We start from the raw sequence: 11,916 nt of genomic DNA, 5'->3' as shown, positions 1-11,916 counted from the left end.
TTCCGGGGGAAGCGGGCGGCACGCGGCGGCTAGGCGCTTGAAATGGTGAATGTTCGCTGCCGCGTGCGGCAAACCGTCCGTTTCCCATAAAAGCGGATTGTGATCTTTTGCTTTTGAGAAGAACCTTTGACACATTTTGCTGGTTCGTATATAATGTCCGCATTCTATACGTTTAGCCGTTTTGTATGAAGGGAGTTTCCGCGTGGTAGATCTTAATATTACGTTATGGATCCAGTTGGCGAACTTTCTTGTCACTCTGGTTGTGCTCAACTATCTTTTGATCTCGCCAATCCGGAAGATCATCCGTAAGCGCAAGGACAACGTGGAAGGGCTGCTCGGCGAAATCGAAGCGTTTGTTGCGGAAAGGCAGCAGCTTCTGGACGAGTACGAGTCGGAACTCCGTAAAGCGCGCGAAGCCGCCGCCATCTACCGCAAGGACGGCAAGGTCATGGGCGAACTGGAAAGGGCGCGCATTTTTGATGCCGCCAGCAAGGACGCCCAGTCCGAAGTGCGGACGACGCAGGCCGCCGTGCGTGCCGACGCCGGCGTGACCCGCCGCGCGCTTCAGGCGAAAATGCACGAATTCACCGAAGCCGCCATGGCGAAGCTTCTGGCATAACTCAGAGTTCGGGGGATACCTTGAAAGCGCTAGCTTCTTTTTTCCTGTCCAGAGACGGTATCGTGGCTGTGGCCACCCTGATTCTGCTGGGTGTCGTTTCCCATTTCAGCGATCCGTACAACCCGTGGATCAACTTGCTGGCCCGCGTCGGCAACGTATGCGTCTTCTTGTACATCCTGTGGCGTGCCGCCGGGAAGGCGATTGTTGACGGCCTGAGCAGCAGGCGCGCCGCCATCGTCGACGAGCTCGACAGCCTCGCCGCCCGCAAGGCCGCCGCGGAAGAGCAGCTCGCCGCCATGATCGAGAAGATCGACGGCCTTGATGCCGAGTGCGAGACCATCCTCAAAGACAGCCGGGCCCGCGGCGAGGCCATCCGTGAAGCCATTGTCGCCGACGCCCTCGAAGAGGCTGAAAAGATTCGCAACGCCGCGCACCGCGCCGCCGACAGCGAAACGAAGAAGGCCATTGAGGAATTGCGGAGCCAGATGGCCGACGAAATCGTGCAGGCCGTGGAAGCTACCCTGAAGGAGAAGCTTGATATGAAGAAGCATGTCAAGCTCATCGACAACGCGCTGAAAAAGGTGGTGCTCAATTGAACGGCGACATCGTGGCACAGCGGTACGCCAAGGCGCTTTTCGCCTTGGGGCAGCAGGAAGGCATGGCCAAGCTGGAGCAGTACGGGGAAAATCTGTCCGCTCTTGAAGGCGTCCTTGAAGAGTCTCCCGAACTGGTGCGGCTCTTCCATATTCCCGTCATCAGCGTCGCCGAAAAGCAGAAGGTTCTGTCGCAGGTTCTCGACAAGCTCGGCGTTGACCCCATGATAAAAAATTTCTGCTCATTGCTGGCAGAAAAGGAACGTCTCCCTCTTTTTGAAGAGATTGCCGAAGCGTTCGGCAAGCTCCTTGACGAGGCTTGGGGCGTTGTTCGCGGCAAGCTCCTGACTGCCGTAAGCCTCAGCAAAGAGCAGCAGGCTGGCATCCTTGCCAGACTCGAAAAGCAAACCAGCAGACAGATCGCGCTGAAGTTCGAAGTGGATCCCTCCATCCTCGGCGGGGTCGTCCTTCAGGTGGGGGACAACGTGCTGGATGCGAGCCTTCGAGCTCAATTGGCTATCCTCAGAGACATCATCAAGAGGGGTGAATAGGATCATGCATATCAATGCAGGCGAGATCAGCAAGATCATCAAAGAGCAGATCCAGAACTACGAGCAGCGTGTCGATGCCACCGAAACCGGCACAGTGCTTTCCGTAGGGGACGGGATCGCCCGTGTGTATGGCGTCCAGAACGCCATGTCCATGGAGCTTCTCGAATTCCCCGGCGGGCTGTTGGGCATGGTGCTCAACCTGGAAGAAGACAACGTGGGTGTAGCCCTGCTTGGTGAAGATACCGGCATTAAGGAAGGCGATCCAGTCAAGCGTACCGGGCGCATCTTCTCCGTGCCGATCGGCGATGCCGTCATGGGGCGTGTTCTGAACCCCCTCGGTATGCCCGTCGACGGTCTCGGGCCGGTTGAAGCCACCGAATTCGGCGCCGTGGAAGTGAAGGCTCCCGGCATCATCGCCCGCAAGAGCGTGCACGAACCCATGGTCACCGGGATCAAGGCCATCGACGCCATGACCCCCATCGGCCGCGGGCAGCGCGAACTGGTCATCGGCGACCGTCAGACCGGCAAGACCGCCATCTGCATCGACGCCATCCTTGCCCAGAAGAATTCCGACGTGCACTGCTTCTATGTGGCTATCGGGCAGAAACGCTCCACTGTCGCGCTCGTGGCCGACACCCTGCGCAAGCACGGTGCCATGGAATACACCACCATCATTTCGGCTACCGCTTCCGAACCGGCCCCGCTGCAGTACATCGCGGCCTACTCCGGTTGCACCATGGCCGAATACTACCGCAACAACGGCAAGCACGCCCTCATCGTGTACGACGACTTGTCCAAGCAGGCCGTGGCCTACCGCCAGATGTCCCTGCTGCTCCGTCGTCCTCCGGGACGTGAAGCCTACCCCGGCGACGTCTTCTACCTCCATTCGCGCCTCCTCGAACGCGCGGCGAAGGTGAACGACAGCCTGGGGGCCGGTTCCCTGACCGCTCTGCCCATCATCGAAACGCAGGCCGGCGACGTGTCCGCGTACATCCCCACCAACGTGATCTCCATCACCGACGGGCAGGTGTACCTGGAACCCAACCTCTTCAACGCCGGTATCCGTCCGGCCATCAACGTGGGCCTTTCGGTATCCCGTGTGGGCGGCTCCGCCCAGATCAAGGCCATGAAGCAGGTTGCCGGCACGATGCGTCTGGATCTCGCCCAGTATCGCGAACTGGCCGCTTTCGCCCAGTTCGGTTCCGATCTGGACAAGTCCACGAAGCAGAAGCTGGAACGCGGCGCGCGCCTGGTGGAACTGCTGAAGCAGCCCCAGTACCAGCCCATGCCCACTCAGGAACAGGTCGTGTCCATGTATGCCGCCACCCGCGGCTTCATGGATGATGTGCCGGTTGCCTCCGTGCAGGCTTTTGAACGTGACTTCCTTGACTTCATCCGCAGCGCCAAGTCGGACATCCTGGACGACATCGTTGCCCGCAAGGTCTTGGACGCCGATCTCGAAGCCCGTCTGAAGGACGCCATCCTTGAGTTCAAAAAAGGCTATAACGCCTAGGGGACGGTAGCGCATGCCTTCGTTGAAAGACGTCAAAATGAAGATCGTCGGGGTTCGCAAGACCAAGCAGATCACCAAGGCCATGAACATGGTGGCCTCGGCGAAGCTGCGCGGCGCCCAGTCCCGCATTGAGCGTTTCCGCCCCTACGCGGAAAAGTTTCAGGCTGTGCTCGGCGATCTTGCGGCCAAGTCCGACGGCTCGGCTCATGCGCTTCTTGAGCGCCGTGCCGAGTGCCATGTCTCGGTGATCATTCTGGCTACTTCGGATCGCGGCTTGTGCGGCGGCTTCAACGCCATGCTCATCGCCAAGGCTCTGGACGCCGCCCGGACGAAGACGGCCGAAGGGAAAACCGTCAAGTTCATCTGCGTGGGCAAAAAAGGGCGCGACGCTATCCGCAAGACCGATTATGAAATCCTGTCGGCGCATGCGGATGTCATGGGCAGCTTCGACTTCTCCCTTGCTTCCGCTATCGGTAAGGATGTGGTGAGCGGCTACACGCACAAGGCGATGGACGAGGTGACCCTCATCTATGGCAAGTTCGTGTCCGTGGCGAGACAGGTTCCTCTTGTTCAGACCCTGCTGCCGGTGGAGGCTGCTGCGCCCGCAGCGGCCGGTTCCGCCGCAGACGGCGCTTCCGCTCAGGGAGTGTCCGAAGAATACACTTACGAACCCGAAGTGACGAAGCTCCTTGCCGAAATCCTTCCCCGGTTCGTCAATGTGCAGATATACCGTGGCCTGCTGGACACTTCCGCGAGCGAAAACGCTGCCCGGATGTCCGCTATGGACAACGCCACGCGCAATTGCGACGAAATGGTGGGTGCCCTGACGCTGCTCTTCAACAAGACGCGCCAGACATCCATCACCAACGAGCTTATTGACATCGTTGGCGGCGCGGAAGCTCTGAAATAAGGGAGCGAGCAATCGTTATGAGTGAAAACATCGGCAAAATCGTTCAGGTCATCGGCGCAGTCGTTGACGTGGCGTTTCCCGACGGTCATTTGCCCAATATCCTGACCGCTCTGGAAATCAAAAACCCCAACAACAGCGATGCGCCTGATCTGATCTGCGAAGTGGCCCAGCACCTGGGCGACGACGTTGTACGCACCATCGCCATGGACGCGACCGAAGGCCTCGTCCGCGGCATGGACGTCGTGGACACCGGCAAGCCGATCATGGCCCCGGTGGGCTCGGCGTCCCTTGGGCGCATCATGAACGTGGTGGGCCGTCCCGTTGACGAAATGGGCCCCATCAAGGCTGAAAAATACCTGCCCATCCACCGCGAGGCTCCGAGCTTCGTGGAGCAGAACACCTCGGTGGAACTGCTTGAAACCGGCATCAAGGTCGTTGACCTGCTTGTCCCCTTCCCAAAGGGCGGCAAGATGGGGCTGTTCGGCGGCGCCGGCGTGGGCAAGACCGTTATCCTCATGGAAATGATCAACAACATCGCGAAGCAGCACGGCGGTATCTCCGTGTTCGCCGGTGTTGGCGAACGTACCCGTGAGGGGAACGACTTGTATCATGAAATGAAGGACGCGGGCGTTCTTGAGAAGGCCGCCCTCGTGTACGGCCAGATGAACGAACCTCCGGGAGCCCGTGCCCGCGTGGCCCTGACCGCCCTCACCTGTGCGGAATACTTCCGCGACGAGGAAAATCAGGACGTGCTGCTGTTCATCGACAACATCTTCCGCTTCACGCAGGCTGGTTCGGAAGTGTCGGCCCTGCTCGGCCGTATGCCCTCCGCGGTGGGTTATCAGCCCACCCTCGGTACCGACCTCGGTTCGCTGCAGGAACGTATTACCTCCACCAACAAGGGGTCTATCACCTCGGTGCAGGCCGTATACGTCCCCGCCGACGACTTGACCGACCCGGCTCCGGCGACGACCTTCTCGCACCTTGACGGTACGCTCGTGCTTTCCCGTCAGATTGCGGAACTGGGCATTTACCCCGCTGTGGACCCGCTTGACTCCACTTCCCGTATTCTTGACCCGAACGTCGTGGGTGAAGAGCACTACAGCGTGGCTCGCGGTGTGCAGCAGGTGTTGCAGAAGTACAAAGAGCTTCAGGACATCATCGCCATCCTCGGTATGGACGAGCTGTCCGACGAAGACAAGCTTGTCGTGGCCCGTGCCCGTCGTATCCAGCGTTTCCTGTCGCAGCCTTTCCATGTGGCCGAAACCTTTACCGGCACTCCCGGCGTCTATGTGAAGCTGGAAGCCACGGTCAAGGCTTTCAAGGGCATTCTGAACGGCGACTATGACCACCTTGCGGAAGACGACTTCTACATGGTGGGCGATATTGATATGGCTCTGGCCAAGTACCAGAAGCGTCAGGAAAACTAGGAGCCTGATTATGGAATCCACGCTTCAGCTCGAAATCGTCACACCTGACAAAGTTGTGGTCAGCCAGACCGTGGATTACGTCGGTGTTCCGGGTATCGAAGGTGAATTCGGCGTCCTGCCGCATCACGTTGCGCTTCTGTCCGCTTTGGCCATCGGTGACCTCTATTTCCGCGTCGACGGGAAGACGGAACATGTGTTCGTCTCCGGCGGGTTTGCTGAGGTTTCCGACAACAAGTTGAGCATTCTGGCTGAATCGGCCGAACGTGGCGAGGACATTGACATCGCCCGCGCCAACGCAGCCCGGGAACGTGCGGAAGCACGTTTGGCCGCCAAAACCGCTGAAACGGATATGTTCCGGGCGCATCTCGCTCTCCAGCGTGCTGTGGAGCGGCTGCACGTCGCCTCATTGGTTTAATTGGTTTTGTCTTACGCTTGAAGGGCGCGGGGCTTCGGCTCCGCGCTTTTTGTTTTTGGCTCTGTCATAGCATGTGGTTGCTTCATCTCAATAGTGCGGTGAAAATACAGCCTTTTCTCTTCGGTTTTTCTCTTGGCGGAATACAGGGCTAAGGCATTTTGTCGGTTATCCCTTTGGAACTTCAGGGAAAAAAGCATCAACCACTTTCTATGACACAGCCTTTATTTTTGGTTCTGTCATAGTAGTGGTTGTTTCCTTTTTGCAGTGCGGTGAAAATACGGCCTTTTTCTTCAGCTTTCCCCTTGGCGGAATCCAAGGCTAAGGTTTTTGCTGGGTATTCCTTGGAGCTTCAAGGGAAAAACATGGCTCTGTCATAGTACATGGTTGTTTTGTTTTATCAATATACTGAAAATACATGCTTTTTCTCAAGTTTTCCCGCTGGTGGGCTCTGTGGTTGGGGGATTTTATTGGTTATTTCTTTGGAATATTGAGGAAATAAAGCATCAACCGTTTTCTATGACACAGCCTTGTTTTTTAGCCTGTTGGGGCGCGGAACGGTTGAAATAATAAGCTGCCCGCTATGCGGCTGGAGGGAGAGGCAAAGGCCACGCCACCCCTTTCCTCAATTGCGGCCTAGGGGCTGTTCACATAAGCTGAGAGTAAATATAATTTTTACAATGGTTATCGCTTATTTTGAACGATGCCGCATTTTTCTTCAATCCCCTTCAATCATGGGAAAAATTCAGCATGGTGCGAACACGTCCCAGCGTAAATTGCTAAGGGATTGTGAGTGGAGCGGTCAGGCTCATCTCAAGGCCGAAAAGCATATAGCCAAGAGCCTTCAGCCCTTTCAGAAAGGCTGTGTTATAAGAATGGTTGATGCTTTTTTCCTTGAAGCTCCAAAGGAATAACCGACAAAATGCCTTAGCTGTGGTTCCTGCCAAGGGGAAAACTGGAAAAAGGCCGTATTTTCACCGCACTGTGGATATAAAACAACCACACACTATAAACAGAGCCTTCAGAAAAGGCCGTCCGAAATGTTTCGGACGGCCTTTTCATGCGGAGGATGCTGTCATTCGGGTTCGATAAACGCGAAGGCCTTTGGTAAAGGAGGGGTGGGCTCCGCGCCGTAGTTTTGGGGAAGGGAGGGAAAGTTTCCGGGGAAGTTCCCTCCCTTGATGGGCTGTGCCAGCCTAGGCTGTGTCGTTATTTTTGTATATAATTATTTGAAATTATTGAAAACAATCTTTTGTATCTTAAGAGTAATTTGATAATTTCAATAAATTATATCAATTGACGCCACGACCTAGAAAACAAGCCCGCAGGCGATGATGCCGACAATGATGCCGTAGAGCAGGAAGGGCCAGAAGGTCTTCTTGATGATCATGCCTTCGCTGCCGGAGAGCCCCACGACGGCGCAGACGGCTACGACGTTGTGGATGCAGATCATGTTGCCCATGCCGCCGCCGACGGCTTGGGCGGCAACGATGACTTCCTTGGAGAAGTTCAACTGTGCGGCCATATCCCACTGGAACTGCGAGAAGAGCAGGTCGGACACGGTGTTGGAGCCGGTGATGAAGGCGCCGAGGCCGCCGACGTAGGAAGCGAGGGCGGGCCATGCCTCGCCGGTGAGGACGGCGAGGGTCTTGGCGAGGGCGAGAGGCATGGAATCCATGCCTGCATCGTTCACGCCGGAACCGCGGAAGATGGACACCAGCGCCACGGCTGCGAACAGCGCGATGGTCGGGGCCTTCATCTTCGCAAAGGTGGTGCCCCATGCTTCTTTTACGTCATTGGCCTTCATGCCGTGGAGGCCGATGGTCAGGATCGCGACCAGCGTGAAGGGGATCGTTCCGGGCAGGAACAGGTAGTCGATGGAGGCGTTCACGTCCTGATAGCCGAGGATGTCGACGAAATCGAGCTTAAAGGAAGAGAGCCAAGCCTTGAGGCCGAGTTCCGGGATACGGGTCAGTACGAGGATGAGGCCGATGATGGCGTAGGGCAGCCATGCGCGGAACTGGGTCATGTGGGGATGGAATTCGGTCTTGCCGCTTGCGGCGATGCTGCCGGTCCAAGAGGCGTCCCATTTTTCATGCGGGCCGAAGTCCCATGTCTTTTCGGGGACGCAGAAGCCCCGCTTGGTGCCGTAAATAAGGGTGCCGAGGCCGATAAGCCCACCGATGAGGGAAGGCAGTTCAGGCCCAAGGGTCCATGCGATGATGAGGTAAGGGACGGAGAAGCAGACCCCGGCGAAGATGCAGTATTTCCATGCGGCGAAGCCTTCGGACCACGTACGGTTGGGGCCGTAGAAGCGGGTCATGAACCCAAGCATGAAAATGGGCAGGATGAAGGCCATGGGGATGTGCATCATCGTGCAGTATTCACCCACGATTTTGCAGAATGTCGCATAGGTCATGCCGCCGTCGGCGGCGCCCGCGTCAAGGATGGGTTTGAGCGGGGAGAGGCCCATGACGACGGGGGTGCCCACCGCTCCAAAGCTTACGGGGAAGCTGTTGAACACAAGGCAGATGATGGCTGCGGCCGTGGCGGGAAAACCGAGGGCGAGCAGGAGTGGGGCGGCGAGTGCCGCGGGAGTGCCGAAACCGGCCGCGCCTTCGATGAAGGCGGCGAACATGTACCCGATGATGATCGCCTGAACGCGCTTGTCACGGCTGATGTTCTGCATCCCATACTGGATGGTTTCCATGCCTCCGCTTTTTTCCAGCGTGAAGAGGATCAGGATGGCGCCGAAGACGATGATGAGAACGCCGATGGCCGTGATGACGCCCTGCAACGTCAGAGCGGCGACGTATCCGGGGCTCAAGCCCCAGACAAGGATGCCGCTGACGGCGCAGACAAGCCACGCGAGCGGCATGGCTCTTGTTGCGGGCCATCTCATGCCGACCATGAGGATGAGCGCCACAAGAATGGGCAGAACCGCTACCATAGCAAGCAGTTCAACGGACATAATGACTCCTTTACCTTGGACAGAATTGTGAAAAAAGAAAACCTTCCCCAAAAATTAGCGTATAGTATGTGGTGTTTTTTTCGTTAGTGCAAGCATTGTCGACTGTTTGATCGAAGAGTCACAAATTGTGTGCACTATCAAGAAAAGAATTGCACAAGTTATTATGGACGATTATGTAGGAAAAACATCTGCCGGACGCCGTCACGGAGCGGCGGTTTTGTTTCGGCAGATTGCCGTTTGAGCGAGCAAGGATATAAAGGCATATGTTACGCCCAGTTCCCGTATAATAAAAAATGCCTGTGCCATAGAAAACGGTTGATGCTTTATTTCCTTGAAATTCCAAAGGAATAACCAATAAAATCCCCCAATCACAGAGCCCACCAGCGGAAAGTTTGGAGAAAAAGCATATATTTTCAGTATATTGATGAAACAAAACAACCATGTACTATGACAGAGCCTAAAAAATATGTTTCTGCATCTCAAAGAACCGCTGTGAATGTCACGCGGTGGAGTGAATCGCCTATGTCGTTTCGTGATTGCCCACGAGAGAAAATATACTTTGTCGTCAATGAGAAGCATCTTTTCAAGAAGTGGCCTGAGCTTGTTTCCGATCCTCATCCCTTTGCCCCGGACGAGTGCCCGGAACGGATCATTTCTGGAAGGGATTGCTGGATAATACTGACATGGGCGCGGCTATGCGCTGTGGATTGCCCCTTTGAACCCGTATTAAGCTGTAGAGCAGTCGACAATGCCGTGTGCGTTTTCCATTGGGATGACGCAACCCCCGCACAGGGAGTTCACCGGTGTTTTGCCGTTGTCGTACAAGCGGATCGGCCCCACCCAGCGTTATCCGATCTGACCGTCATGCAGAATGGACTAGTTGAGGAACAAGATCTCTGCCGAAAAATACCGCTTTGGCCCCAGCCGGGTTTGATCCCACGAAACCCAGCGCGGAGGACTCGGCTTGAAGTTATTTCTTATTTTGGCAGTGACCAGTATGAGCCTCACTTCGTGAAGACAGATGCTTTTCAGGAGGCCCTGAGACAGAGAGGTGTTCGTTTCGCCAACCGTTTTCAGGGGACATGGCATGATTATGAAAATGTAGACGCAGTATTGGCAATCCGTGATTGTCCCCCTGTTGTGATGGCAACCAAACCGGCTTCCAAATTGATCAACGCATGGAAAGCGCGGGTGCCGGCTATGCTCGGCCCAGAACCCGCGTACAGGGAATTGAGGCGTTCTCCATTAGACTTTTTAGAAACGGACTCTGCCGAAGCTGTGCTGGATGCCATCGATCGGCTACAGGGAAGTCCAGAACTGTATCAGGCCATGGTTGAAAATGGTATGAAGCGCGCCGAAGCGTTTGATGATAATCTCTTGGCGGCACGGTGGATTGAGTTACTTGAGGAAGCGCGCGAGCGGAACCGGCGAGAAACGCGGGCGCCTTTGCTGCGCTATGCCCGTTACCTCTGGAACCGCCAGAAGATCAGTCTTGTAAAACGGTTGTCGGGCTGGCGAGATTGAAGCGCATCGCACCCTGTCGGCACTCCAAATCCGTAGCGGCGGATTCGGAGGATCCATCCGTAACGATGAGGAGGACATGTGGCGAAGGACGGCCTGTCCGGTGAGGTATCCCAAGAGGGGCAATCACGCCCCGCCAGCCTTGCGGGGCTGGTTCTTATCCTGTGCATGGCCCTCATGGGGGTCATGGGCGTCTCGATCACGCTGCCCATCCTGCCCAAGTTGGGGGCCGTTTTTCATCAGGATGCCGCGGGGGTGGCGCTTTTGATCTCCTGCTTCACGCTGCCGAGCGCGTTTATGACGCCGGTGGCGGGCGTGCTTGCCGACCGTTTCGGGCGCAAGGCCGTGTTGCTGCCGGGGCTGCTGCTGTTTGCCTGCGGGGGGATGGGGTGCGCTTTTTCCGATTCGTTCGAGAACCTGCTGGCATGGCGGGCCATACAAGGGCTGGGGGCCGCGCCCTTGGGGATCTTGTACGGGACGTTGGTAGGGGATTTCTATAAGGAGGCGGATCGCCCCAAAATCATGGGCATGGTCGGCGCCACGATCAGCGTCGGCACCGCGCTGTATCCGGCCATCGGCGGCTTCCTCGGTGAGATGGACTGGAGGTGGCCGTTTTGGGTTTCCTTGGCAGCCCTGCCGGTGGGGATGCTTGCCATGTGCGTCCCGCTGGAGCGCCCGCACACCGGCATGGACTGGAAGCAGTACGCGCGGGACAGCCGTTCCATCATTTTCCATCCCGCCGCAATCGGGCTTTTCGGGCTGACCTTTCTCTGCTTCTGCATCCTATACGGGCCCATCATCACCTATTTTCCATTGCTCGCCGACCTATTATACAAGGCGCCCCCTTCCCATATCGGAGCCGTCTTTGCCGTGGCTTCGCTGGGTACGGCGGCCATTGCCATGAATCTGGCGTGGCTCGGGCGGAAATACTCGCACCGCCGTTTGATGTTGAGCGCCGCGTGCTGCTACGTCGCATCCCAAGCGCTCATGCTGGTTCTTCCCGATGCCGTTTCCCCGCTTTGGTGGCTGGCCTTGCCCATTTTCATCGGCGGGGCGGCGCAGGGGCTGACGTTCCCTTTGCTGAACTCCCGCATGACCGCGCTCGCACCGACGCGCAACAGGGCCATCGTCATGGCGATGAACGGTACGGTGCTGCGGCTTAGCCAGAGCCTCTCGCCGCTGTTTTTCGGGATTGGCTGGTCATGTATGGGATGGCGCGGGCCGTATGCGATGGGGATCGGCGTGGCGCTGGTCATCGGCACGCTCGTATGGCACGTTTATCCGGCTTCTTCAGGGAAGGAGTGAGTGCAGCATCCTTTTTTCCCGTATGAAAAAAAGATGCGATTCTTGCTTGAGGGGCATAAAAACGCCGCCCACACGGGGCATACTTTTCCGT

The 11,916-nt window shown here is 56.9% G+C and carries 10 protein-coding genes; 9 read left to right on the top strand and 1 reads right to left on the bottom strand.

The features are described 5' to 3' along the window. Window positions 1-202: 202 nt before the first annotated feature. From AC6I1V_RS06640 to AC6I1V_RS06610, 7 genes are all read left to right on the top strand, one after another. Window positions 203-619 carry a F0F1 ATP synthase subunit B gene (locus tag AC6I1V_RS06640; RefSeq protein WP_302553459.1) on the top strand — a complete coding sequence of 139 codons (417 nt, stop codon included), beginning with the start codon at window positions 203-205 and terminating at the stop codon, window positions 617-619. Between the two features lie 62 nt (window positions 620-681). After that, window positions 682-1,215 (top strand): F0F1 ATP synthase subunit B, encoded by a 534-nt coding sequence (locus AC6I1V_RS06635; RefSeq protein ID WP_302553460.1) that lies wholly within the window; start codon window positions 682-684, stop codon window positions 1,213-1,215. Continuing rightward, a complete protein-coding gene (gene atpH, locus AC6I1V_RS06630; RefSeq protein ID WP_337432039.1) occupies window positions 1,212-1,763 on the top strand; it encodes an ATP synthase F1 subunit delta in 552 nt (183 codons plus the stop codon). The genes AC6I1V_RS06635 and atpH overlap by 4 nt, the downstream gene beginning before the upstream one ends. Window positions 1,764-1,767: 4 nt before the next feature. Further along, complete coding sequence (atpA, locus tag AC6I1V_RS06625; protein ID WP_302553462.1) at window positions 1,768-3,276, top strand: F0F1 ATP synthase subunit alpha; 1,509 nt, start codon at window positions 1,768-1,770, stop codon at window positions 3,274-3,276. 13 nt (window positions 3,277-3,289) lie between these two features. After that, window positions 3,290-4,186: a F0F1 ATP synthase subunit gamma gene (locus AC6I1V_RS06620; protein WP_302553463.1), complete on the top strand. Its 897-nt coding sequence runs from the start codon at window positions 3,290-3,292 to the stop codon at window positions 4,184-4,186. A gap of 17 nt (window positions 4,187-4,203) precedes the next feature. Then, window positions 4,204-5,616 (top strand): F0F1 ATP synthase subunit beta, encoded by a 1,413-nt coding sequence (gene atpD, locus AC6I1V_RS06615; protein WP_302553465.1) that lies wholly within the window; start codon window positions 4,204-4,206, stop codon window positions 5,614-5,616. Window positions 5,617-5,626: 10 nt separating this feature from the next. Then, window positions 5,627-6,031, top strand: a complete 405-nt coding sequence (locus tag AC6I1V_RS06610) for a F0F1 ATP synthase subunit epsilon (protein WP_302553466.1) — start codon at window positions 5,627-5,629, stop codon at window positions 6,029-6,031. Window positions 6,032-7,337: 1,306 nt separating this feature from the next. Here AC6I1V_RS06610 and AC6I1V_RS06605 read toward each other — a convergent pair. After that, a complete protein-coding gene (locus AC6I1V_RS06605) occupies window positions 7,338-8,999 on the bottom strand; it encodes an L-lactate permease (protein ID WP_337432040.1) in 1,662 nt (553 codons plus the stop codon). A 1,011-nt stretch (window positions 9,000-10,010) separates the two neighbouring features. On the opposite strand from AC6I1V_RS06605, the gene AC6I1V_RS06600 reads away from it, so the two are divergent. Both AC6I1V_RS06600 and AC6I1V_RS06595 read left to right on the top strand, forming a co-directional pair. Next, window positions 10,011-10,523, top strand: a complete 513-nt coding sequence (locus AC6I1V_RS06600) for a glycosyltransferase (protein WP_302553469.1) — start codon at window positions 10,011-10,013, stop codon at window positions 10,521-10,523. Between the two features lie 78 nt (window positions 10,524-10,601). Next, on the top strand, window positions 10,602-11,825 hold the full coding sequence (locus AC6I1V_RS06595) for an MFS transporter (RefSeq protein WP_486853994.1): 1,224 nt from the start codon (window positions 10,602-10,604) through the stop codon (window positions 11,823-11,825). The last annotated feature ends 91 nt before the right edge of the window (window positions 11,826-11,916 follow it).

It is taken from the genome of Bilophila sp. T19-St14, from assembly GCF_059728385.1.
This window is presented reverse-complemented; position numbering and strand designations above follow the sequence as displayed.